A 23630-nucleotide genomic window follows, 5' to 3' on the forward strand; every position below is an offset into this window, starting at 1 on the left:
CGCTATGTCCTGTTCGCCCAGTGTGCCTCGACGGGGGTGAAGCCCCCGTCAAGGCCGGGGCACGTCACTCCTCGCCGGCCAGCGTGAGCGAGCGCAGCTTCTGACCGGCGTACCAGGTGGCCAGCACCGTGACGGCGACCAGCAGCACCGTCGCCGTGGTCAGGCCCACGTCCGAGGTCACCAGCTCCCCGCCGGCCACCTTCTGCGCCACCGCCAGCGACCACTGCTGGACGCTCAGCGTGCGCGCGCCCGGCACCAGGGAGCCGAACAGGGCCTCCCAGACCAGGGCGTAGACGAGGCCGAACACCACGGCGTGCCGCGAGACCGTGCCGAGCAGCAGGAACAGGGCCGCGTAGGCGATGGACGCGACCAGGGCCGCCACCGTGTAGGCCACGGCGATCTGCTGGCCGTTGCCGTTGAGGATGAAGCCGGCGATGAGCGTCGGCACCGCGGAGAAGACCATGGTCACCGCGATGGCCACGATCAGCTTGGTGAAGATGATGGTCGGCCGCTTGATCGGCTTGGACAGCAGGTACACCACCGAGCCGTCGTCGATCTCCGGGCCGATGGCGCCGGTGCCGGCGATGACGCCGATGATCGGCACCATGGTGGCCAGGGCGAGGCCGCCGAGCAGGTCGGACGCCGTCTGGTCGTCCGCTCCGGCCAGGGCGCGCACGGCCACGGCGATCACGATGAGCAGCAGCGGCAGCGCGCCGAGGATGAGGGCCCGGCGCCGGCCGAGCAGGGCCCGGTAGGTGAGCCGGGCGACTGTGGGGTCGTACATCAGGGCCTCCTACGCCGCGACCAGGTACGAGAAGACGGACTCGAGGGACTCGTCGGACGGCGAGACCGTGAGCAGCCGGATGCCGTGGTCCCTGGCGACCCTGGGCAGCAGCGCGGTGAAGCGGCCGAAGTCGACGGCCTGGATGCGCAGGGCGCCCTCGGCGTGGTCGACCTCGATGCCGGACGTCGACGGGTCGGCGATCAGCGCGGCCGCGAGAGCCCGGTCGTCGCTGGAGCGCACCAGGTAGCGGTGCGGCCGGTCGGTCATCAGGCGGCGGATCTTGCGGAAGTCGCCGCTGGCGGCGTGCCGTCCGGCGACGACGACCTCGATGTGCCAGGCGAGTTGCTCGACCTCTTCGAGGATGTGCGAGGAGAACAGCACCGTGCGGCCCTCGTCGCCCATGCGGCGCAGCAGGTCCATCAGCTGCATGCGCTGGCGCGGGTCCATGCCGTTGAACGGCTCGTCGAGCAGCAGCAGCGACGGGTCGTGCACGAGGGCGGAGGCCATCTTCACGCGCTGGCGCATGCCCTTGGAGTACGTCTGGATCTTGCGGTCCTGCGCGTACTCCATCTCGACCGTGGCCAGGGCCTTCTGGGCCGCCTTGGCGCCCAGGCCGTGCAGCTCGGCGTTGGCGAGGACGAACTCCTTGCCGGTGAGGAAGTCGTACATCGCCTCCCGCTCGGGGACGACACCGATGTGCTTGTAGATCTGCTCGTTGCGCCACACGGCCTGGCCGTCGAGGGTGACCGTGCCGGTGGAGGGGGCCAGGAAGCCGCCCATCATGTTGATGAGGGTGGACTTCCCGGCGCCGTTGGGGCCGAGCAGGCCCGTGACGCCGGGGCCGATGGTCATGGTGATGTCGTTGACGGCGACCACGTTGCCGAACCAGCGGGAGACGTGGTCGATGGAGAGCGTGGTCACAGTCCCACCTTCTTGTAGCGGCGCATCAGGAGGCCGTAGCTCGCCGCGATCAGGCCGAGGGCGACGAGGACGAAGACGACGCCCTCGGCGTTGCCCGGACCCACCCCGCCGGGGAAGGCCGAGGTCGCGCCCAGGAACGCCGACTGCACACCGTCGACCAGGGTGATCGGCGAGAACAGCCCGATCCACGGCACGGCGTCGGCGCTGCCCTGGGCGTCGGCGATGGCCTGGAGGGTGGAGACCGCGCCGTAGGTGATGGTCAGCACGGCGATCACGGCCGCGATGCCGAAGCCGCGGCGCGGGGTGAAGGACGCGATGACCAGGCCGATGCCGGCGAAGAGCAGTGAGAGCAGTGCCACGGAGACGAGTCCCTGTGCGAATCCCTTGGTCTGGTCGGCGAAGTCGAGCTTGGCCAGCAGCGCGCCGACGTAGAGCACGAGCAGGGGAGCGGCCGTGAGGACGAACAGCGCCGAGGCCAGCGCCGCGAACTTGGCGCGGACGTAGTCGGCGGTCTCGATCGGCCGCGAGAAGTACAGGGGTACGGTCTTGAAGCGCAGGTCCCGCGAGACCGACTGGGGTGCCTGCGAGGCGACGTACAGGCTGATGACCGCCTGCATGACGATCGCGTAGCGCGTGTAGTCCAGGGGCAGATCCTTGGCCTTGGTGGCGACCGCGACGGCGACCATGATGGCCGCGGGCACGCACATCACCACGAACAGCAGCATCGGCAGGACCTTGGACTTCACCGAGCGGCCGAGGCCGTAGGCGCCGCGCAGCGACTGCGAGTACAGCGAGCGGCGGGCGTAGGCCCGGCCCAGGCGGGGGCCGTCGTAGCTGCGGTAGCCGATGTTGTGGATGCGGGTCTGGTCGCCCGGTGCCGGGGCCGGTGTCCCCGTGGAGTGCTCAACCGCCATGGCCGACCGCCTCCTTCCGCTGCTCGTGCCGGTCGCCGGCCGTGAAGACCTCGGAGATGTGGTGCCGGCGCTGCTCCATGCGCACCAGGCCGAGTCCGAGGTCGGCGATCACATCTCTGACCAGGTCGTAGGTCTCCTCGCCCTGCGCGCTCAGGTGCAGGACGTGGCCCGCGCCGGGCAGGCCGCTGCCGTCCTCGACGCTCACCCCGCGCGCGTGCAGCGCCTCGCGGACCGCTCGGGTGCCGTCCGGGTGCTCGTCGGTGTCGGTGACCTCGATGGCGAGGGTCGTGGTGATCTGCGTGAAGTCCGTGGTGGAGCTGGAGCGCAGGAGCGTGCCGCCGTCGATGACGACGACGTGGTCGCAGGTGCGCTCCAGCTCGCCCAGGAGGTGCGAGGTGACCAGGACCGAGATGCCGAAGTCGGTGTGGATGCGGCGGATCAGGCCGAGCATCTCGTCGCGGCCGACCGGGTCGAGGCCGTTGGTCGGCTCGTCGAGGAAGACCAGCTGCGGGTCGTGGACGAGGGCCTGCGCGAGCTTCACGCGCTGCTTCATGCCGGTCGAGTAGCCGCCGATCGGGCGGTAGCGCTCCTCGTACAGGCCGACGTGGCGCAGGGTGTCGGCCGTGCGCTCGCGCGCGGCCGTGGGCGGCAGGCCGGACATGCGCGCCATGTGGACGACGAACTCGGTGGCCGAGACGTCGGGCGGCAGGCAGTCGTGCTCGGGCATGTACCCGACCCGCTCGCGGATGGCGGCGCCCTCGGTGGCGACGTCCAGGCCGAGCACTTCGGCACGGCCCTCGGTGGCGGGGGACAGACCCAGCAGGATCTTGATCAGTGTGGACTTGCCGGCCCCGTTGGCTCCGACGAGTCCGGTCACACCGGGCCCGACGTCCACGGAGAGCCGGTCAAGCGCGGTCACCCGGGGGAACCGCTTGCTCAGGCTTTCGGTCGCGATCACAGTCACCCTTCGAAGGTAGGGGCCGTGCGCGTGGCGGTCGTCACTCCGCAGAGCTGTCTTGGGATCAGTCTCGAGTATTACGGGCCCTTAGGGGACCTGGTTCTTGAGAGTTACCACGGGCGGGGAGCCGCTATTGACGAACTCTCTAACAACTGCCAGATTCGCCGGATGACGTTGCTCACGGGTGCGCGGGAGCGCCGGGTGCACACCGGCGGAGTCGAGCTGTGCGTGGCCGAGCTGGGTGATCCGGAGCGGCCCACCGTCGTCCTCGTGCACGGCTACCCCGACAGCAAGGAGGTGTGGTCGCAGGTCGCCGCACGGCTCGCCGGGGACTTCCACGTGGTCGCCTACGACGTCCGCGGCCACGGCCGGTCCACCGCCCCGCGGCCCCTGCGCGGCGGGTTCACGCTGGAGAAGCTGACGGACGACTTCCTGGCCGTGGCGGACGCCGTGAGCCCGGACCGGCCGGTGCACCTGGTCGGGCACGACTGGGGGTCGGTGCAGGCCTGGGAGTTCACCACCGTCCGGCGCACCGAGGGCCGCGTCGCCTCCTTCACGTCGATGTCCGGGCCGTCCCTCGACCACTTCGCCCACTGGATCGACCGGCGTGTGAAGCGCCCCACTCCGCGCCGGGTCGGCCAGCTCCTCGGACAGGGCGCCCGGTCCTGGTACGTCTACCTGCTGCACACGCCCGTGCTGCCCGAGCTGGCCTGGCGCGGCCCGCTCGGCAAGCGGTGGCCGAAGGTCCTGGAGCGGGTGGAGAAGGTGCCCCGGGGCGACTACCCCACCTCGTCCCTGCCTTCGGACGCCGCCCACGGGGCCTGGCTGTACCGCGACAACGTCCGGCCCCGGATGCGCAGCCCACGTCCGGACGCGTACGCGCACGCGCCCGTGCAGGTCATCACGCCCCTGGCGGACCGGTTCCTGTCGGAGCGGCTCGACGAGGAGCTGGAGCACTGGGTTCCGCGGCTGACCCGCAGGACGATCCAGGCCGGGCACTGGATCCCGCGGACCCGCCCGGACCGGCTGGCCGCGTGGATCGGGGAGTTCGTGACGTCCGTGGAGGGCGGAAGCACGCCACAGACGGCCGGCGGGACGCACGCCGAGCGGTTCTCCGGGCAGCTGGTGCTGGTCACCGGCGCGGGCAGCGGCATCGGGCGGGCCACGGCGCTGGCCTTCGCCGAGGCCGGCGCACGAGTGGTGGCCGTCGACCGGAACGCCGAGGCCGCGGCCCGCACCGCCGAGTCGTGCCACCGGGCCGGTGCGCCCGGGGCCTGGGCGGAAACGGCCGACGTCTCCGACGAGCGGGCCATGGAGGAGCTCGCCGAGCGGGTCACCGGCGCGTACGGCGTGGTGGACGTCCTGGTCAACAATGCCGGGATCGGGCTGTCCGGCTCCTTCTTCGACACCACGACGGAGGACTGGAGGAAGGTCCTCGACGTCAACCTGTGGGGCGTGATCCACGGCTGCCGGCTGTTCGGCCGGCGGATGGCCGAGCGGGGGCAGGGCGGCCACATCGTCAACGTCGCGTCTGCGGCGGCCTACCAGCCGTCCCGGGCGCTGCCCGCCTACAGCACCTCCAAGGCGGCCGTGCTGATGCTCAGCGAGTGCCTGCGCGCGGAACTCGCCGGACAGGGGATCGGCGTGACGGCGGTCTGTCCCGGCTTCGTCGACACCGCCATCACGTCGACGGCACACTTCGCCGGGGTCGAGGGGCCGGAGGAGAAGCGGCTCCAGCAGCGGGCGGCCCGCCTGTACGGGCTGCGCGGCTACCCGCCGGAGAAGGTCGCGCGGGCTCTCCTCCGGGCGGTCGCGCGTGACGAGCCGGTGGTGGCGGTGACGCCGGAGGCCAGGACCGCCCGGATGCTGGCGCGGCTCGCGCCGGGGGTGCTGCGCAGGATCGCGAGGGTCAGGCCTCCCCTGTGACAGGACGCCCAAAATCCCTGTCCGGACCGCCAGTTGTCCACAGAGCCGGCCATTTTTCCTGTGGATAACACCACTTGGTTGTGGATCAAACCTGAAGAGTGAAACTCGATCGCGTGATTCACGTCTCTCCCCCACCCTGGTGGGATGGACAACCTCGGCGGGATGGACGAGAGACGCACCGTGAAGGTGTCGAAGTACCTGTCGAAGCATCTGCGCCACCAGCCGGAACGGATCGGGCTCGCTCTCGACGAGGCCGGCTGGGTGGAGATCGACACCCTGATCGCCGCGGCCGCCGCCCACGGCTTCCGGTTCACCCGCGCGGAACTCGATCATGTGGTCGCCACCAACGACAAGCGGCGCTTCGCCGTCGAGGGCACGCGCATCCGCGCCAGCCAGGGCCACAGCATCGAGGTCGGCCTCGGCCTGCCGACGGCGGCCCCGCCCGCGTACCTGTACCACGGCACGATCGTCCGTCATCTGGAGGCGATCCGGGCCGAAGGGCTGCGGCCGATGAACCGGCATGCCGTGCATCTCTCAGCGGACCGTGAGACGGCGACCCGTGTCGGCGCCCGCCGCGGCCGGCCGGTCGTCCTGACCGTGGACGCGGGCGCCATGCACCGCGACGGCCACGTCTTCCACGTCAGCGCGAACGGCGTCTGGCTGGCCCAGGCCGTGCCCTCACGCTATCTGCGCTTCCCGGACCCCGCTGACCTGCCGCGTTCCTCCGACTGGCCGAGGTGACCGTTTCACGTGAAACACGGCGGACCCGCCGGACTCCCTTAGGCTCGTCGGCATGAGTCTGCGTCTGAGCACCGTGATCCTCCCGTACCGCCGCTGGCACGAAGGCGGCCGTACGGCCTGGACCCGTGCCGAGCAGCTCGGCTTCCACACCGCGTACACCTACGACCACCTCTCCTGGCGCACCTTCCGCGACGGCCCGTGGTTCGGTGCCGTGCCCACCCTCACCGCCGCCGCGACCGTCACCGACCGGCTGCGGCTGGGCACGCTGGTGACCTCGCCGAACTTCCGGCACCCCGTGACCCTCGCCAAGGAGCTGATCACCCTCGACGACATCTCCGGCGGACGGGTCACGCTGGGCATCGGCGCGGGCGGCTCCGGCTTCGACGCCACCGCGCTCGGGCAGGAACCGTGGACGCCGCGTGAGCGCGCCGACCGCTTCGCCGAGTTCGTCCCGCTCCTCGACCGGCTGCTCAGCGAGGACGCGGTGTCGTACGAAGGCGACTTCTACGCGGCTCACGAGGCCCGCAACATCCCCGGCTGTGTGCAGCGCCCCAGGCTGCCGTTCGCGGTGGCCGCGACCGGGCCCCGCGGGATGCGCCTCGCCGCCCGGTACGGACAGGCATGGGTGACCACCGGCGACCCCAGGCTGTACGAGAACGGCACTCCTGAACAGTCGCTTCAGGCCGTCCGCGCACAGACCGACAGGCTCGCCGACATCTGCGCCGAGACCGGCCGCGACATGACCGGCCTCGACCGGATCCTGCTCACCGGGTTCACCCCGGAGCGCACCGGCCCGCTGCGGTCGCTGGACGCCTTCGTCGACTTCGCCGGACGGTACGCGGAGCTGGGGTTCACGGAACTCGTGATCCACTGGCCGATCCCCGACTCGGACTTCGCGGCCGACGAGAAGGTCTTCGAGCAGATCGCCATGGAGGCACCGGCGCAGCTGCGCTGAGCGCTTGGCGAGGCCCGGGCAGGAAGCCCTGGTGACGGCGGTATCCACTCACCTGTGCACGGCCCCGCACGCCCGTGCAGGCATATGCGGGACAATGGCCGGGTGACCTCAGCGACCCGACAGCACGAGACAGCGGCCGAGACCCTCCCCCCGCGGCTGATCGCCACCGACCTCGACGGCACCCTGCTGCGCGACGACAAGTCGGTGTCCCCGCGCACGGTCGCCGCGCTGGCCGCCGCCGAGGAAGCGGGCATCGAGGTCTTCTTCGTCACCGGCCGGCCGGCCCGCTGGATGGATGTCGTCAGCGACCATGTGCACGGCCACGGCCTCGCCATCTGCGGCAACGGCGCCGCCGTCGTCGACCTGCACGGCGGCCCCGGGGCCCACCGCTTCGTGAAGGTGCGCGAGCTGGCCCGGGGCAACGCCCTCGACGCCGTGCGGCTGCTGCGCGAGGCGGCGCCGGGCACGGTGTACGCGGTGGAGCAGACGTACGGCTTCTACCAGGAACCGGCGTACCCGAAGCTGCACATGGAGATACCCGACAGCCTCGCCCCGGCCGAGGAACTGCTCTCCGCGGATCACCGGGCGGCCGGCGAGCCCGTGCTGAAGGTCCTCGCCTACCACCCCCAGCTGGACCCCGACGCCTTCCTGACCCTGGCCCGGCTCGCCATCGGGGAGCGCGCCAACGTGACCCGCTCCAGCCCCAGCGCTCTGCTGGAGATCAGCGGCCCCGGGGTCTCCAAGGCCAGCACCCTCGCCCTGTGCTGCGCCGAGCGCGGCATCTCGCACGAGGAGGTCGTCGCCTTCGGCGACATGCCCAACGACGTGGAGATGCTCACCTGGGCGGGCCGGTCGTACGCGATGGGCAACGCCCACCCGGACGTCATCGCCGCCGCCTCGGGACAGACCGTCGCCAACAACGAGGACGGGGTGGCGGTCGTGATCGAGCGGTTGGTGGCCGAGCGGCTCCGGCCGCGCGGCTGACCGGTCAGAGCAGCACTCCACGCGCCGCGAGCCAGGAGACCGGGTTCACCGCCGAACCCGACTCCGGCGTGACCCGCGCCTCGAAGTGCAGGTGCGGCCCGGTGGAGTTGCCCGTGGTGCCCGACTGGCCGATCCACTGGCCCGGATCGACCTGCTCGCCCTGGTCGACCGCGACGGACGCGAGGTGGGCGTACTGGGTGTAGTAGCCGCCCGCGTGCCGCAGCACGATCTCCATGCCGAAGGGCCCGCCGCAGGAGACCCTCACCACCCGCCCCGCCCCCACGGCCCGCACCGGCGTGCCGATCGGCACCGCGAAGTCCTGCCCGGTGTGCCGGTTCGCCCACCGGGCACCGCCGCTGCCGTAGGACGCGGACAGCGTGTACGTCTCCACAGGAGCGACCCACGCGCTCGTGAACGCCGTCTCCGGCTGGTCGAGCCGGACGGCTCCGCGGCAGGCCCCGGCGGCGACCGCGGCGTCCGCCTCTCCTTGGAGCTGTGAGCGGGCCGACTCCAGCTTCTGCTCGATGTCCGCCTTCAGCGCGGCCAGTTGCGTGTTCCGCTTCTCCAGGGCCTGCCACTGGGCCGCGGCCTTCGCCTCGTCCGCGGCGAGCCGGGCCTCGGCCCGGCGGTTCTTGGAGATCGCGTTGTTCACGGCGAGATCGGCCTGTGCGAACGCGTGGTGACCGCGCATCAGGCCGTCGGGGCTGTCGGCCAGGATCATCTGAGCGGCCACCGGCAGGCCTCCGCTCGTGCGGTACTGGGCGCGGGCGATGCGGCCCAGGTCCTCGTGCAGGGCCGCGATGTGCCGCCGCTGGGTGCCGAGGAGTTCCTCCGCCCGCCGGGCCTTGGCCCGTTGCTCCTCCGCCTCCTCGCGGCCGGCCTCGTACACCTGCGTCGCCACCGCGGCCTCCTCGTACAGCCGCACCACCTCGGCGCTGAGACCCGTAACCCCGCCCCCGCTGTGCATCTCGGGGCCCCCGGCGGGATCGGCGGCTTCCTCGTCCGCGGCCATGGGCCGGGCCCCGAGGACCGCCAGCACGCACAGCAGGACCGGAACGACCACGCGGTGGCGGCGAAGTGAACGCATGTCAGAGATCGTCGCCCAGGATCGGGGCCCGGTCGCGCTCATGTCGTACGGCCGGGGGACCGGCTGAGCCGAACGGCTCAGCACGGCACCCCGGCCGGCCCGCTTAGGGCACGACGACGAGCGACTCCGACGCCGCCTCGCGCTCGGCCATCTCCCGCAACGGCCCGTCCACCGCCACCAGCTCCGCATACCGCCCGCGCTGCACTACCCGTCCCCGGTCCAGCACGATCACCTCGTCCACCGCCTCAAGACCCGCCAGCCGGTGGGTGATGAGCAGCGTCGTGCGGCCCTCGGTGGCGGCCAGCAGGTCGGCGGTGAGCGCGTCGGCCGTCGGCAGGTCCAGGTGCTCGGCCGGTTCGTCGAGCACCAGGACGGGGAAGTCGGCGAGCAGCGCCCGGGCCAGAGCCAGTCGCTGCCGCTGCCCTCCGGACAGCCGCGCCCCGTGCTCGCCGACGAGGGTGTCGAGCCCTTCGGGCAGGCTGTCGGCCCAGTCCAGCAGCCGGGCACGGCCGAGCGCGGCACGCAGGTCGTCCTCGCCCGCGTCCTTCCGGGCCAGCAGCAGGTTCTCGCGCAGCGAGCTGTCGAAGAGGTGCGCGTCCTGTGCGCACAGCCCGACGAGCGCGCGGACGTCGTCACCGTGCAGCGCGTACGCGTCCACGCCCGCGAGCGTGTACGCGCCCGTGTGCGCGTCGAGGAACCGCAGCAGCACCTGGGCCAGCGTCGTCTTGCCGGAGCCGGAGGGGCCGACCACGGCGATCCGGCGGCCCTCGCCGAGGGTCAGGTCCAGCCCGGTGAGCGCGTCCCGGCCCTGCCCCGCGTGCCGCGCGGCCAGCCCCTTGACGACCACCGGGAAGGGCGACGCGGGCGCCTGCCGGGGCCGCTCCGGCTCGACCACCGGCTCCGGCGCGTCCAGCACCTCGAAGACCCGCTCGGCACTGCGGCGCACCCGCTGCCGGTACTGCACGGCGAGCGGCAGCCCCAGCACGGCCTCGAACGCGGCGAGCGGGGTCAGCACGACGACGGCCATGGCGACACCGTCCAGCCGCCCGGCGGCGACGGCCTGCGCCCCCGCCAGTGCCGCGGCCGTGACGGTCAGGCCGGAGATCAGCGCGGTCAGCCCGTCGCCCAGTGCCGTGGCCTTGGCCGCGCGCGAGGCGATCCGGGTGAGTGCCCCGTCCGCCTCACGGGCCTCGGCGGTCCGCGCGGGCAGGGCACCGGCGACGGTCAGCTCAGCGGTGCCGGTGAGCAGATCGGCCACCCGTGTCGCCAGCACCCCGCGGGCCGGTGCCAGCCGGTGTTCGGCCCGCCGGGCCACGGCACCGGTGAGCAGCGGCACGCCCACGCCCGCGGCCAGCAGCCCGGCCGCGAGCAGGGCCCCGGCCTCGGGCAGCAGCCACGCCGTGAAGCCGACGGACGCGGCCGAGACGACCACGGCCGCCCCGGCCGGGAGCAGCCACCGCAGCCAGTAGTCCTGCAGCGCGTCCACGTCCGCCACGAGCCGCGAGAGCAGATCACCCCGGCGGGTCCGGCGCAGCCCGGCGGGCGCGAGCCGCTCCAGCCTGCGGAACACCGCGACCCTGGTGTCCGCCAGCATCCGCAGCACGGCGTCGTGCGACACCAGCCGCTCGGCGTACCGGAACACGGCCCGCCCGATGCCGAAGGCCCGCGTCGCCGTCACGGCCACCATCAGGTACAGCACGGGCGGCTGCTGGGAGGCGCGGGAGATCAGCCACCCGGAGGTGGCCATCAGCCCCACGGCACTGCCGAGCGCGAGACTCCCCAGCAGCAGAGCGAGCCCGAGCCGCCCGCGCCGGGCACCGGACAGGGCCCGGACACGCGCGAGGACACCGCCGGAGGCAGGCAGGCCGACCGGCTCGGCCACGGCAGCGGGCACCGTCGGGCCGGTTCCGGCCGACCGCGCTCCACGGATCGCGGCAGGCGCGGTGGGCGCCCCGGATGCCTCCGGTTCCGCCAGCCGCACCACCCGGTCCGCCACCTGAAGCAGCGCCGGCCGGTGCACCACCAGCAGCACCGTCCGCCCGGCCGCCAGCCGCCGCACCGCCGCCACGACCTCCGCCTCCGTGGCACCGTCCAGCGCCGCCGTCGGCTCGTCGAGCAGCAGCACGGGCCGGTCGGCGAGGAACGCCCGGGCCAGCGCCAGCCGCTGCCGCTGCCCGGCGGACAGGCCCGCCCCGTCCTCGCCGAGCACGGTGGCGGCGCCCTCGGGCAGCGCGTCCACGAACTCCAGCGCCCCGGCGTCCCGCAGCGCCCGCCGCACCGCCTCGTCGTCCGCGTCGGGCCGCGCCAGCCGTACGTTCTCGGTGATGGTCCCGGCGTACAGGTGCGGCCGCTGCGGGACCCAGGCGATCCGGGACCGCCACTGGTCCAGGTCCGCGTCGGTGAGATCGACTCCCCCGGCCAGGACCCGCCCCTCGGCCGGGGTGACGAATCCGAGCAGGGCGGCGAGCAGCGTCGACTTGCCGGCACCGCTCGGGCCGACCAGCGCGACCGTCTCCCCGGGCTCGACCCGGAACGTCACCTCACGGACGGCGTCACCCGACCGGCCCGGGTACCGGACGGTCACGCCCTCGAAGGCCAGCGTGCCCTCGGGCACGGCCCGGGAGCCGGACACCGGCAGGGGTGTCTCCAGGACCTCGAAGATCTCCTCGGCCGCGGCGAGCCCCTCCGCTGCCGCGTGGTACTGCGCCCCGACCTGCCGCAACGGCAGATACGCCTCCGGCGCCAGGATCAGGATCACCAAGCCGATGTAGAGGTCCATCTCCCCGTGCACCAGCCGCATGCCGATCGTCACGGCGACCAGCGCCACCGAGATCGTCGCGAGCAGTTCCAGTGCGAAGGAGGAGATGAAGGCGATCCGCAGCGTCCGCATGGTCGCCCGCCGGTACTCGGCGGTGATCCGCCGGATGGACTCGGCCTGGGCCTTGGCCCGCCCGAAGACCTTCAGCGTCGGCAGCCCGGCGACGACGTCCAGGAAGTGCCCGGACAGCCGCGACAGCAACCGCCACTGACGGTCCATCCGGGACTGGGTGGCCCAGCCGATCAGCACCATGAAGACCGGGATGAGCGGCAGGGTGCCCACGATGATGGCCGCCGAGACCCAGTCCTCGGTGACGATCCGCGCCAGCACCGCCACCGGCACGACCACCGCGAGCCCCAGCTGGGGCAGGTACCGCGAGAAGTAGTCGTCGAGCGCGTCGACGCCCCGGGTGGCCAGGGCGACCAGCGATCCGGTCCGCTGCCCGCTCAGCCAGCCCGGCCCCAGCCGGGTGGCACGCTCCAGCAGCCGCCCCCGCAGCTCCGACTTGACCGCCGCGCTCGCCCGGTGCGCGGCGAGCTCGGTGAGCCAGCCGACCAGCGCCCGCCCGGCCGCGACGGCGACCAGGAGGAGCAGGGGAGTGCCGAGTTCGGACACCGTCCTGCCGTGCTGGAAGGCACCGACCACCACCTCGGCGATGAGCATCGCCTGCGCGATGACCAGCCCGGCCCCGAGCGCTCCCAGGGCGACGACCGCCACCAGGAAACCCCGGGTGGCACGGGCGTAGCGGAGCAGACGCGGATCGATTGGTTTCACGTGAAACACACCTCAGTGCGCGGGATCGGCGATGTGCTGCGTACCGATCCGCTTGCGGAAGACCCAGTACGTCCAGCCCTGGTAGACCATCACGAGCGGCGTGGCGACCGCCGCGCACCACGTCATGATCTTCAGCGTGTACGGGCTGGACGAGGCGTTGGTGACCGTCAGGCTCCAGTCCGGGTTCAGCGTCGACGGCATGACGTTCGGGAACAGCGTCAGGAACAGCACCGCCACCGTGGCCACGATGGTGAGGCCGGACAGGGTGAAAGCCCAGCCCTCGCGCCCGGCCCGGGCCGCGACCAGCGCCATGACCAGCGACGCGACGGCCACGACCACGGCGACGAGCGATGCCCCGTCACCCCGGTCGGACTGCGTCCACAGCAGGAAGACGAGAGCCAGCAGGGCGGTCACCGCTCCGACGCGCAGCGCCAGCTTCCGCGCCCGCTCCCGGATGTCGCCGACGGTCTTGAGCCCGACGAACACCGTCCCGTGGAAGGTGAACAGCGCCAGCGTCACCAGGCCGCCCAGCAGCGCGTACGGATTGAGCAGGTCCAGCACGCCACCGGCGTAGTTGAAGTCCTGGTCGATCTTCACGCCGCGCACGATGTTGCCGAAGGCCACGCCCCACAGGAACGCGGGCAGCAGCGAGGTCCAGAAGATCGCCGTCTCCCAGTTGCGCTGCCAGTTCTCCTCGGGTCGCTTGACGCGGTACTCGAAGGCCACGCCCCGGACGATGAGGCAGACCAGGATGAGCAGCAGGGGCAGGTAGAAGCCGGAGAAGAGCGTGGCGTACCACTCGGGGAAGGCGGCGAAGGTCGCGCCGCCCGCCGTGAGCAGCCACACCTCGTTGCCGTCCCAGACGGGCCCGATCGTGTTGATCAGCACCCGCTTCTCGGGCCGGTCGCGGGCGAGCAGCCTGGTGAGTACTCCGACGCCGAAGTCGAAGCCCTCCAGGAAGAAGTAGCCGGTCCACAGGACGGCGATCAGAACGAACCAGACGTCGTGCAGTTCCATGACGGTGCAGCTCCCTCGGCCTAGTAGGAGAAGGCCATCGGCTTGTCGGCGTCACGGAGTTCGCCGCCGATCTTCGTGGGCGGGTTGAGGTCGGCCTCGGTGAGCTCGGGCGGGCCCGCCTTGACGTACTTGACCAGCAGCTTGACCTCGATGACGGCGAGGATCGCGTACAGCACGGTGAAGACGATCATCGAGGTGAGGACCTCGGCCTGGGAGACACCGGGGGAGACCGCGTCCCGCGTCTGGAACAGTCCGTAGACGACCCACGGCTGGCGGCCCATCTCGGTGAAGATCCAGCCCCAGGAGTTGGCGATCAGCGGGAAGGCCATCGTCCAGACCGCCACCAGCCAGTACAGGCGGGTCAGCCGCGGCCGCAGCGGCGTGCGGAGCAGCACCAGATGCGGCACCTCGTCGTCCCCGGTCCGGAACGCCGCCGGCAGCAGGAACTTCTTCCGGGTGAGCCACAGTCCCAGCAGGCCGATCGAGAACGACGCCATGCCGAAGCCGATCATCCAGCGGAAGCCCCAGTAGGCGACGGGGACGATGGGCTTGTAGTCGCCGGGGCCGAACTTCTCCTGGAGCGCCTTGTTGGTGTCGTTGATGCCCGGCACGTACGACTCGAAGTCGCTGTGGGCCAGGAAGGAGAGCAAGCCGGGTATCTCCAGGGCGACCTTGTTGTGGCCCTTGTCGACGTCGCCGTACGCGAACACCGAGAAGGGTGCCGGCTTCTCGCCGTTCCACAGCGCCTCGGCAGCGGCCATCTTCATCGGCTGCTGCTCGTACATGACCTTGCCCAGGGTGTCCCCGCTGACCGCGGTGAGCAGACCGCCGACGGCGACGGTGACCAGCCCGAGCCGGAGCGAGGTCCGCATCACCGGGATGTGCTTCTTGCGCAGCAGGTGGAAGGCGGCGATCCCCACCATGAAGGCGCCGCCGGTCAGGAACGCCGCGGAGAAGCTGTGGAAGACCTGGTTGAGCGTGGTGTTCTGGGTCAGCACCAGCCAGAAGTCGGTGAGCTCGGCCCGGCCCTTCTCGCCGTTGATCCGGTAGCCGACCGGGTGCTGCATCCAGGAGTTCGCGGCGAGGATGAAGTACGCCGACAGCAGCGTGCCGATCGAGACCATCCAGATGCAGGCCAGGTGGATCTTCTTGGGCAGCTTGTCCCAGCCGAAGATCCACAGGCCGATGAAGGTGGACTCGAAGAAGAAGGCGATCAGGGCTTCGAAGGCGAGCGGCGCACCGAAGACGTCACCGACGAACCGCGAGTAGTCCGACCAGTTCATTCCGAACTGGAACTCCTGCACGATGCCGGTGACCACACCCATGGCGATGTTGATCAGGAAGAGCTTGCCCCAGAACTTGGTCGCCCGGAGGTACTTCTCCTTCTCCGTCCGCACCCAGGCGGTCTGCAACCCGGCCGTGAGCGCGGCCAGCGAGATCGTCAGGGGGACGAACAGGAAGTGATAGACGGTGGTGATGCCGAACTGCCATCGCGCCAGGGTCTCCGGCGCCAAAGCCAGGTCCACGTCGCCGCTCCTTACCTACGCTTGTGAAAGCGTTCACATTCACAAGCCATTATGCAGCACGCACTTTCGACGGGCGGACGGGGGCCTGTGTGATGCTCGTCAACCCTGACGTCCAGGGCGCGAGGGTGCCGGTTTCACGTGAAACAAGAGGCCGGGCATGCAGCGAGCCGGCCGGCGCCACGCGCCGACCGGCTCCGCCTCCCTCTCCTGCTCAGCCGCTAGAGCTCCTTGTGGAACCCTTCCGCCACCTTCAGGAAGATGTCGTTCGCCTCGGCCTCCCCGACCGTCACCCGCACACCCTCGCCCGGGAACGGCCGGATCACCACACCGGCCTGCTCGCACGCCTCCGCGAAGGCCACCGTGCGCTCCCCCAGCCGCAGCCAGACGAAGTTGGCCTGGGTCTCCGGCACCGTCCAGCCCTGGGCGCGCAGCCCGTCGACCACGCGCGTGCGCTCGCACACCAGCGAGCCGACCCGCCCCAGCAGCTCGTCCTCGGCCCGCAGCGAGGCGATCGCCGCCTCCTGCGCGAGCTGCGTCACGCCGAACGGCACGGCCGTCTTGCGCAGCGCCGCCGCCACCGGATCGTGGGCGATGGCGAAGCCGACCCGCAGCCCGGCCAGGCCGTACGCCTTGGAGAAGGTCCGCAGGACGCAGACGTTGGGCCGGTTCCGGTACAGCTCGACACCGTCCGGCACCTCGGGGTCGCGGATGAACTCGCGGTAGGCCTCGTCGAGCACCACCAGCACGTCACCGGGGACCCGGTCCAGGAACCGCTCCAGCTCCGCCCGCCGCACGACCGTGCCGGTCGGGTTGTTCGGGTTGCAGACGAAGATCAGCCGGGTCCGGTCGGTGATCGCGTCGGCCATCGCGTCCAGGTCGTGCACGTCACCGTCGGTCAGCGGCACCTGCACCGAGGTCGCGCCGCTGATCTGCGTGATGATCGGGTACGCCTCGAAGGACCGCCAGGCGTAGATCACCTCGTCGCCGGGGCCGGAGGTGGCCTGGATGAGCTGCTGGGCGACGCCGACCGACCCGGTGCCGGTGGCCAGGTGGGACAGCGGCACACCGAACCGCTCGGACAGCTCGTTCATCAGCCCGGTACAAGCCATGTCCGGGTAGCGGTTGAAGGAACAGGCCGCCGCCGTCACGGTCTCCATCACACCGGGCAGCGGCGGGTAGGGGTTCTCGTTGGAGGACAGCTTGTAGGCCACCGGCCCGCCGGCCGCGGCCGGCTTGCCCGGCTTGTAGGTGGGGATTCCCTCCAGCTCGGCGCGCAGCTTCGGGCTCGTCTCGCTCACCGCAGTCCTCCTCGCGAAGACCGGCGGCCCCTGACCGCCGCCGACATCCAATACTCCTCACCTTATGAGGATTCGGCGCCGCTGCGTATAGCCACGACGAACCGGCGGATGCCGACCTCCCGTGTCCCACCGGCATCACGGGCATCACCGTACGAAGGCGTACGAATGTGGGGGCGCGCCGCACATATATCTACGCGCCGGTGATGCACGCCGTGGCGCGCATCCCCCGTGCAGGTGAGTTGAGACCTCTTCGCAACCTCGGTGCCTTGGCAGGCCCGTGCGGGGCGACACGTCACGTCCTGGCATGAGAGCGCTCAACTCCCTTGCTTTCCACGGTAATTGATCCTTAATGATCATGCAGAAACGTGCCTGTCAACGCGTGCATATGCGTCCGCACTACCCCACCGCATGAGCCCTACTATCGGCTCGCCATGACAGCAGCAGGGAAGCACCAGGTGAGCCGCGCGGAAACCTCACGGCGAGGCAGCCGGCCGGGTCGGGCGGGTATCAGAGACGTGGCCGCCGCCGCCGGAGTCTCCATCACGACCGTCTCCGACGCCCTCAACGGCAAGGGCCGGCTCCCGGACGCCACCCGGCGCCACGTCCGCGAGGTCGCCGACCGGCTGGGCTACCGGCCCTCGGCCGCCGCCCGGACCCTCCGTACCGGCAAGTCGGGCCTCATCGGCCTGACCGTGACCACATACGGGGATGAACCTTTCACCTTCACCGAGTTCGCGTACTTCGCCGAGATGGCGCGCGCCGCCACCTCCGCCGCGCTCGCCCGCGGGTACGCCCTCGTCATCCTGCCCGCGACCTCCCGCCACGACGTGTGGTCGAACGTCGCCCTGGACGGCACGGTCGTCATCGACCCCTCCGACCAGGATCCGGTCGTCAGCGAGCTCGTCCGGCAGGGCCTCCCGGTCGTCTCCGACGGCCGCCCGGCCGGCGCGCTGCCGGTCACGGCCTGGGTGGACAACGACCACGAGGCCGCCGTCCTCGGCATCCTCGACCACCTGGCCGCCGCCGGCGCCCGCCGCATCGGCCTGCTGACCGGCACGACCACGGACACGTACACCCACCTGTCGACCACGGCGTACCTGCGCTGGTGCGAGCGCGTCGGCCAGGATCCGGTGTACGAGGCCTACCCGGCGCACGATCCGTGCGCGGGCGCCGTCGCCGCCGACCGGCTGCTCGCCCGGCCGGACCGCCCCGACGCGGTCTACGGACTGTTCGACCCGAACGGCACCGACCTGCTCGCCGCCGCCCGCCGTTACGGCCTGCGCGTCCCCGACGACCTGCTGCTGGTCTGCTGCAGCGAGTCCACCGTCTACGCCAGCACCGAGCCGCCGATCACCACGCTCTCCCTGAAGCCGCGCCGCATCGGCACGGCGGTGGTGCAGCTGCTGATCGACGCCATCGAGGGTGTGGAATCCGACCATCCGGTGGAGCAGGTGATACCGACGGAGCTGATCGTGCGCACGTCGTCCCAGCGGCGCCCGCCGCGCACGACGGTCAGCCCGCCGCGTTCCCCCGAGGACACCTAGGCCCGCAGCCGGGCCGGGAAAAGGGCGCCCTCCTGGGGAGAAACAGGGCCGGTCCCCCGGAGAGACGGCACCGTTCTCGCGAAGAGAAGAAGAGCGAGGACGGTCACACGGTGGTCGAAGCCCGGCCCAATCGGGGCGAAAGCCGCGGTGAACTGGAGCCTTGCTCTGATTCACCACCCCTGGGTCATCACATGGCGCGATCCGCATTCCTATGATGGGCCCACGACACCGGCGGGCCGCTACGACCAGGCAGTCCGATGCGGTGCAGATGCGGCGCGATGGTGGAGGGGTCGATGACTCAGGGGGCCGGTCAGGGACCCGAGGTGGAGCGGACGGCGACGTTGCGCGACTTCCGGGTGCCCGCGTACGTCCACGAGACCGGTCCGTACGTCCACAGCGTCCACCCCGGCGAGGTCGCTCCGCCGCCGGAGGAGACCTATCCCGAGGGCTACACGCCGACCGAGCGTGACCTCCCCGTCATCAACCGGGGCGACACTGTGCAGGTGACCGTCGACCCCGAGACCACCGTCACCCCGCCGGCCTCCACCGGGCAGGGCCCGCTGTACGTGGTGGGTGACGTGCACGGCTACCTCGACCAGCTGGTGGCCGCCCTCCAGGAGAAGGGCCTGCTGGACGCCGCCGGGAACTGGTGCGCGGGCACCGCCCGGCTGTGGTTCCTCGGCGACTTCACCGACCGCGGGCCGGACGGCATCGGCGTCATCGACCTCGTGATGCGGCTGTCCGCCGAGGCCGCCGCGGCCGGCGGCTACTGCAAGGCGCTCATGGGCAACCACGAGCTCCTGCTCCTCGGCGCCAAGCGGTTCGGCGACACACCCGTCAACTCCGGCGCCGGCACCGCCACCTTCCAGGCGGCCTGGCTGCTCAACGGCGGCCAGAAGACCGACATGGACCGCCTCCAGGACCACCATCTGCAGTGGATGGCCCGGCTGGACGCCGTCGAAGAGGTCGACGGCCACCTGCTCGTGCACTCCGACACCACCGCCTACCTCGACTACGGCCGCTCCATCGAAGAGGTCAACGACACCGTCCGCGAGACGCTCACGCGCAACGACGCGGACGAGGTCTGGGACCTGTTCCGCAAGTTCACCAAGCGGTTCTCCTTCCGCGACGAGGGCGGCGCGGAAGCCGTGCGCTCCCTGCTCGATACGTACGGGGGCACCCGGATCGTTCACGGCCACAGCCCCATTCCGTATCTGCTGGGCGAGGTCGGCTCCGAGGAGGACGAGGACCGCACCGACCCCGTCGTCGAGGGACCGCACGTCTACGCCGACGGACTCGCCATCGCGATGGACGGTGGCGTGACCATGGCCGGAAAACTCCTGGTCCAGCAACTGCCGCTGGCCACGTGAACGTTCACTGGGCAGGCGTGTCCCGTCACCGGTCCGGACCGGTGACGGGTCAATTTCGGTAAACCCCCTGTCACCGGCCACCGTCACCGCTCTACCATCGGCTTATCCGTAGCAGGCTCCCCTCCGTTTCTGCCCGACGGCTCGTCAGCATGCCGAGCCACAAGCCCTACGGAGCATCGGGGGATGCAGATGAACAGCGTTCCGCAGCACCTGCTGAGCGAGGACCGCCAGGAATACGAGCGGATCCTCGATGAGGCGCTGCGCTCCGCACCACACCGCCCGGACCTCGCCGCCGTCGGACAGCGGCTCAACTCCGAACAGCTGCGCACCATGGCACTGAACGCCACCGCGCTCGTCACGGCCGCCGCGTCGGCCGAGTACCAGCACTACGTCAAGGTCCGCGACGAACTCCGCCAGCCGGCGTCATCGAGCTCGCCGTCCGTGCGCGAGTCCGGTGCCGGCGAGCCGGGCACGGGCGGCTCCGGGATCGCCGCGACCATGGGGGAGGTCGCGGCCGAGACCGCGGGCGCGGGCGCCGTCGCCGTCGTCGCCGTCCTCGCGCCGGTCCTGGCCGGAACCGCCGCGGCGATCTTCCTGCTCGTCGGCTACATCCTGCAGATGCTCGACCCGGAGCAGGGGTTCGCCCGGACCATGCTCACCACGGGCTGGGTCTTCGGCGCCGTGGCCGCGGTGGCGATCCTCGTCGCCGCCGTGGGACTGCTGCTCACGGCCCTGCGCAACAAGCCGACGGCGGAGGGCGGTCCTCACGACGCACGGCAGCGAGAGGTGGAGCAGGCCAGAGAGGCCTGGCGGGAGGCGCTGCTGGAGCGCGGCATCCTGCCCTTCCTGCGGGAGGCGCTCGCGGATCCGGGCGCGGCCGCCGCGCTGCACCCCACGTCCGCCCCCGCGCCGGTCAGCCGCATGCCGCACCTCGGCTACGACCGCCCGGGTTTCACCAGCCCGGACGACGGCAGCCGCGGCTCGCGGCCGAGCTTCAGCAGTCCGGACTACACCAGCCCGGACTTCGGAGGACCGGAGCACCAGCCGGAGTAGCCGTCGGCACGCGTGCCGGCACCCGTCGGCTTGCGCTTTCCCTGCGGGGGCGAGCTTTGGGCAGCGCAAACCGGACATTCCGGCAGCGCGTCCTGAGCGGCGTCGGAGGGCCTGCCCCGCGGCCCGCTCGACCGTGCGGCGGCTGAAGGCGTGCACCAGCGCGAGGTGGTAGAGCGCCGGTGCCGTCCGGGGCCACCGGTGGAAACGGTCGTCGCCCAGCAGGTACCGGACGACCGCCACGGCTGCTGGAACAGCACGGCGAACCCCCTGCCGGGGCCGGCCCACGACGCCGTTGGCACATCGATCCCATCCAAGTCTGTGACCTCGGGGATCTCGGGCCGGGCCGGCTTCGCCGTGCTGTTTCCGTGACGCGGTCCTTGAGTCCGGGTCAGTCCGCGATCGGCAGGTACACGCGGTTGCCGCTCGCCGCGAACTCCTTCGACTTCTGGACCATGCCCTCCTCGATCTCGGTCCGGCTGCCCCCGTGTTCACGGCGGATGTCCTGCGAGATCTTCATGCTGCAGAACTTCGGGCCGCACATCGAGCAGAAGTGGGCCGTCTTGGCGGGTTCCGCCGGCAGGGTCTCGTCGTGGAACTCCCGTGCCGTGTCCGGGTCGAGGGCCAGGTTGAACTGGTCCTCCCACCGGAACTCGAAGCGGGCGTCGGACAGGGCGTCGTCCCACTCCTGCGCACCCGGGTGTCCCTTGGCCAGGTCGGCGGCGTGGGCGGCGATCTTGTAGGTGATGACGCCGGTCTTGACGTCGTCGCGGTTCGGCAGGCCCAGGTGCTCCTTGGGCGTGACGTAGCAGAGCATCGCCGTACCCCACCAGGCGATCATCGCGGCGCCGATGCCGGAGGTGATGTGGTCGTACGCCGGCGCGACGTCCGTGGTCAGCGGGCCGAGCGTATAGAACGGGGCTTCATCGCAGATCTCCTGCTGAAGGTCGATGTTCTCCTTGATCTTGTGCATCGGGACGTGGCCCGGGCCCTCGATCATCGTCTGTACGTGGAAACGCTTCGCGATCCGGTTGAGTTCCCCGAGGGTCCTCAACTCCGCGAACTGCGCCTCGTCGTTGGCGTCCGCGATCGAGCCGGGCCTGAGGCCGTCACCGAGGGAGTAGGTGACGTCGTACGCGGCGAGGATCTCGCAGAGCTCCTCGAAGTTCTCGTACAGGAACGATTCCTTGTGGTGGGCCAGGCACCACGCGGCCATGATCGAGCCGCCGCGCGAGACGATGCCGGTCTTGCGGTTCGCCGTCAGCGGTACGTACGCCAGGCGCACACCCGCGTGGACCGTCATGTAGTCCACGCCCTGCTCGGCCTGTTCGATGACCGTGTCCTTGTAGATCTCCCAGGTCAGCTCCTCGGCCCGGCCGTCGACCTTCTCCAGGGCCTGGTAGAGCGGCACCGTGCCGATGGGGACGGGGGAGTTGCGCAGCACCCACTCGCGCGTGGTGTGGATGTTGCGCCCGGTGGACAGGTCCATGACCGTGTCGGCGCCCCAGCGGGTCGCCCAGGTCATCTTCTCGACCTCCTCCTCGATGGAGGAGGTCACGGCCGAGTTGCCGATGTTGGCGTTGACCTTGACCAGGAACCGCTTGCCGATGATCATCGGTTCGATCTCGGGGTGGTTGACGTTGGCCGGGAGCACCGCCCGGCCCGCCGCGATCTCGTCGCGCACGACTTCCGGGGACACGTTCTCCCGGATGGCCACGTACTCCATCTCGGGTGTGATCTCGCCGCGGCGGGCGTACGCGAGCTGGGTGACGGCCTTGCCGTCCCGGCTGCGGCGCGGCTGGCGGGGCCGTCCGGGGAAGACGGCGTCGAGGTTCCGCAGACCGCCGCGGGGTGAGGTGTGCTTGATGCCGTCGTCCTCGGGGCGGACGGGGCGGCCCGCGTACTCCTCGGTGTCGCCGCGGGCGATGATCCAGTTCTCGCGCAGCGGCGGCAGACCCCTGCGGACGTCGGTCTCGACGAGCGGATCGGTGTAGGGGCCGGATGTGTCGTACAACGTGACGGACTGCCCGTTGGTGAGATGCACCTGACGGACCGGCACCCGCAGGTCGGGGCGGGTGCCCTCGACGTACGCCTTGTGCCAGCCGATGGACTTCCCGGCCTCCGCGGACTGTCCGTCCTGAACGGAGGCAGGCGTGCGTGCGTCCTTGTTGGTCATGAGACCTACTCCCTACGCCGGCATTACCCGGTAACAGGTTCGGCGGTCGACGCAGCGGCTTCCGTCTGCCGACGTTCCGTGTGAAACATCACTCGACGTCGGTGATGTTTCATGTGAAACATCGCTGGGACGGAGGTCAGCGCCCTCTCAGCCCGGTGCTCCGAGCTCCCGCGTGTACAAAAGGTGCCTCCACGCTAGCGGCAATCCTGGCGCGGTGAACAGAGGGCCCCCGTCGTTCTTGCGATGATCGGTCGGTGACCACGACACAGCGTCCCCCGTACCCTCCGCCCGAACCGCCCCGCGGATCCGGCGCCGGACACGGCAACGGCCCTGGTGACGGCCGAGAGACCGCCGCCGGGGCCGGGCACGGGCCTGCCCGGGGGGCTGCCCCGGGGCCTGCCCGGGCGCAGGAGCGCGGATACCGGTCGGACTCGGCTTCCGGTGATGCCAGATTCGACGCCCCGGCCTCCGGTGCGGCTTCCGGGAGAGAGCCCGGTGACGGTTCCCCGGGCGAGTACGGGACCGGCTCCGGCGGCGCGTACCGGCCTCGGTCGGATGGCGCGTACTCGCCGCGTGACGACGGCGGGCGCTCACCGCGTGGCAGCGGCGGATACGCGCCGCGCGACGGTGCCCCGTTCGGGCAGGGCGACAGCGGTCGCTACGGTCCGGGAGGCGGTGGCGGGTACGAGCCGGACGACGCGGGCGGCTACGGCCGCGGCGACGGTGGCGGATTCGGGTCGGGCGACCGGGGCGGATTCGGGTCGGACGCCGGTGGCCGCCAAGGCGA

At 71.3% G+C, this 23630-nt stretch carries 17 protein-coding genes and 1 riboswitch; of the genes, 7 read left to right on the plus strand and 10 right to left on the minus strand.

The window, feature by feature from the left end:
* Positions 1 to 64 precede the first annotated feature (64 nt).
* The 4 genes from RIN80_RS01725 to RIN80_RS01740 are packed head-to-tail and all read right to left on the minus strand — an operon-like array spanning position 65 to position 3577.
* Positions 65 to 784, minus strand: a complete 720-nt coding sequence (locus tag RIN80_RS01725; protein ID WP_309093650.1) for an ABC transporter permease — start codon at positions 782 to 784, stop codon at positions 65 to 67.
* 9 nt (positions 785 to 793) lie between these two features.
* Positions 794 to 1705: an ABC transporter ATP-binding protein gene (locus tag RIN80_RS01730; RefSeq protein WP_309093651.1), complete on the minus strand. Its 912-nt coding sequence runs from the start codon at positions 1703 to 1705 to the stop codon at positions 794 to 796.
* Positions 1702 to 2619 carry an ABC transporter permease gene (locus RIN80_RS01735; protein WP_309093652.1) on the minus strand — a complete coding sequence of 306 codons (918 nt, stop codon included), beginning with the start codon at positions 2617 to 2619 and terminating at the stop codon, positions 1702 to 1704. Before RIN80_RS01735 ends, RIN80_RS01730 begins: the two co-directional genes overlap by 4 nt.
* On the minus strand, positions 2609 to 3577 hold the full coding sequence (locus RIN80_RS01740; protein ID WP_309093702.1) for an ABC transporter ATP-binding protein: 969 nt from the start codon (positions 3575 to 3577) through the stop codon (positions 2609 to 2611). Before RIN80_RS01740 ends, RIN80_RS01735 begins: the two co-directional genes overlap by 11 nt.
* Positions 3578 to 3745: 168 nt before the next feature.
* On the opposite strand from RIN80_RS01740, the gene RIN80_RS01745 reads away from it, so the two are divergent.
* The 4 genes from RIN80_RS01745 to RIN80_RS01760 all read left to right on the plus strand — a co-directional run bounded on the left by RIN80_RS01745 (position 3746) and on the right by RIN80_RS01760 (position 8183).
* Positions 3746 to 5503, plus strand: a complete 1758-nt coding sequence (locus RIN80_RS01745; protein WP_309093653.1) for an SDR family oxidoreductase — start codon at positions 3746 to 3748, stop codon at positions 5501 to 5503.
* Positions 5504 to 5665: 162 nt separating this feature from the next.
* Entirely contained in the window at positions 5666 to 6244 is a 579-nt protein-coding gene (locus tag RIN80_RS01750; RefSeq protein WP_309093654.1) for an RNA 2'-phosphotransferase, read from the plus strand.
* Positions 6245 to 6296: 52 nt separating this feature from the next.
* On the plus strand, positions 6297 to 7199 hold the full coding sequence (locus RIN80_RS01755; protein ID WP_309093655.1) for an LLM class flavin-dependent oxidoreductase: 903 nt from the start codon (positions 6297 to 6299) through the stop codon (positions 7197 to 7199).
* Positions 7200 to 7283: 84 nt separating this feature from the next.
* Positions 7284 to 8183 carry a Cof-type HAD-IIB family hydrolase gene (locus tag RIN80_RS01760; protein ID WP_309093656.1) on the plus strand — a complete coding sequence of 300 codons (900 nt, stop codon included), beginning with the start codon at positions 7284 to 7286 and terminating at the stop codon, positions 8181 to 8183.
* Positions 8184 to 8187: 4 nt separating this feature from the next.
* On the opposite strand, the gene RIN80_RS01765 is transcribed toward RIN80_RS01760, so the two are convergent.
* From RIN80_RS01765 to hisC, 5 genes are all read right to left on the minus strand, one after another.
* Positions 8188 to 9270, minus strand: a complete 1083-nt coding sequence (locus RIN80_RS01765) for a M23 family metallopeptidase (protein WP_309093657.1) — start codon at positions 9268 to 9270, stop codon at positions 8188 to 8190.
* Positions 9271 to 9373: 103 nt separating this feature from the next.
* Complete coding sequence (gene cydD / locus RIN80_RS01770) at positions 9374 to 12862, minus strand: thiol reductant ABC exporter subunit CydD (protein ID WP_309093658.1); 3489 nt, start codon at positions 12860 to 12862, stop codon at positions 9374 to 9376.
* A gap of 12 nt (positions 12863 to 12874) precedes the next feature.
* The gene (cydB, locus tag RIN80_RS01775) at positions 12875 to 13879 is read right to left on the minus strand and encodes a cytochrome d ubiquinol oxidase subunit II (protein ID WP_309093659.1); all 1005 of its coding nucleotides are present in this window, start codon (positions 13877 to 13879) and stop codon (positions 12875 to 12877) included.
* 20 nt (positions 13880 to 13899) lie between these two features.
* Entirely contained in the window at positions 13900 to 15405 is a 1506-nt protein-coding gene (locus tag RIN80_RS01780; RefSeq protein WP_309093660.1) for a cytochrome ubiquinol oxidase subunit I, read from the minus strand.
* 218 nt (positions 15406 to 15623) lie between these two features.
* The gene (gene hisC, locus RIN80_RS01785; RefSeq protein ID WP_309093661.1) at positions 15624 to 16703 is read right to left on the minus strand and encodes a histidinol-phosphate transaminase; all 1080 of its coding nucleotides are present in this window, start codon (positions 16701 to 16703) and stop codon (positions 15624 to 15626) included.
* 431 nt (positions 16704 to 17134) lie between these two features.
* Between hisC and RIN80_RS01790 the strand changes: the two genes are divergently transcribed.
* The 3 genes from RIN80_RS01790 (at position 17135) to RIN80_RS01800 (ending at position 20670) form a co-directional block, all read left to right on the plus strand.
* Positions 17135 to 18247, plus strand: coding sequence for a LacI family DNA-binding transcriptional regulator (locus tag RIN80_RS01790; protein ID WP_309093662.1), 1113 nt, complete (start codon positions 17135 to 17137; stop codon positions 18245 to 18247).
* 278 nt (positions 18248 to 18525) lie between these two features.
* Positions 18526 to 19617 (plus strand): metallophosphoesterase, encoded by a 1092-nt coding sequence (locus RIN80_RS01795; RefSeq protein WP_309093663.1) that lies wholly within the window; start codon positions 18526 to 18528, stop codon positions 19615 to 19617.
* A 183-nt stretch (positions 19618 to 19800) separates the two neighbouring features.
* A complete protein-coding gene (locus RIN80_RS01800; protein WP_309093664.1) occupies positions 19801 to 20670 on the plus strand; it encodes a hypothetical protein in 870 nt (289 codons plus the stop codon).
* Between the two features lie 388 nt (positions 20671 to 21058).
* Here RIN80_RS01800 and thiC read toward each other — a convergent pair whose 3' ends face one another.
* Complete coding sequence (gene thiC, locus RIN80_RS01805; protein ID WP_309093665.1) at positions 21059 to 22843, minus strand: phosphomethylpyrimidine synthase ThiC; 1785 nt, start codon at positions 22841 to 22843, stop codon at positions 21059 to 21061.
* Positions 22836 to 23025, minus strand: a riboswitch (TPP riboswitch). (Overlaps the previous gene by 8 nt.)
* Positions 23026 to 23630 lie beyond the last annotated feature (605 nt).

The sequence above is a fragment of the Streptomyces sp. genome, assembly GCF_031181705.1.
Lineage (GTDB): Bacteria > Actinomycetota > Actinomycetes > Streptomycetales > Streptomycetaceae > Streptomyces.

Bases quoted from the DNA above. Each gene is read 5' to 3' on its own strand.
- RIN80_RS01760 (WP_309093656.1), top strand. From the start codon at position 7,284: ATGCGGGACAATGGCCGGGTGACCTCAGCGACCCGACAGCACGAGACA.
- thiC (WP_309093665.1), bottom strand. From the start codon at position 22,843: ATGACCAACAAGGACGCACGCACGCCTGCCTCCGTTCAGGACGGACAG.
- cydB (WP_309093659.1), bottom strand. From the start codon at position 13,879: ATGGAACTGCACGACGTCTGGTTCGTTCTGATCGCCGTCCTGTGGACC.
- RIN80_RS01795 (WP_309093663.1), top strand. From the start codon at position 18,526: ATGGTGGAGGGGTCGATGACTCAGGGGGCCGGTCAGGGACCCGAGGTG.
- RIN80_RS01755 (WP_309093655.1), top strand. From the start codon at position 6,297: ATGAGTCTGCGTCTGAGCACCGTGATCCTCCCGTACCGCCGCTGGCAC.
- RIN80_RS01750 (WP_309093654.1), top strand. From the start codon at position 5,666: ATGGACGAGAGACGCACCGTGAAGGTGTCGAAGTACCTGTCGAAGCAT.
- RIN80_RS01745 (WP_309093653.1), top strand. From the start codon at position 3,746: ATGACGTTGCTCACGGGTGCGCGGGAGCGCCGGGTGCACACCGGCGGA.
- RIN80_RS01735 (WP_309093652.1), bottom strand. From the start codon at position 2,619: ATGGCGGTTGAGCACTCCACGGGGACACCGGCCCCGGCACCGGGCGAC.
- RIN80_RS01765 (WP_309093657.1), bottom strand. From the start codon at position 9,270: ATGCGTTCACTTCGCCGCCACCGCGTGGTCGTTCCGGTCCTGCTGTGC.
- RIN80_RS01725 (WP_309093650.1), bottom strand. From the start codon at position 784: ATGTACGACCCCACAGTCGCCCGGCTCACCTACCGGGCCCTGCTCGGC.
- RIN80_RS01800 (WP_309093664.1), top strand. From the start codon at position 19,801: ATGCAGATGAACAGCGTTCCGCAGCACCTGCTGAGCGAGGACCGCCAG.
- RIN80_RS01790 (WP_309093662.1), top strand. From the start codon at position 17,135: ATGACAGCAGCAGGGAAGCACCAGGTGAGCCGCGCGGAAACCTCACGG.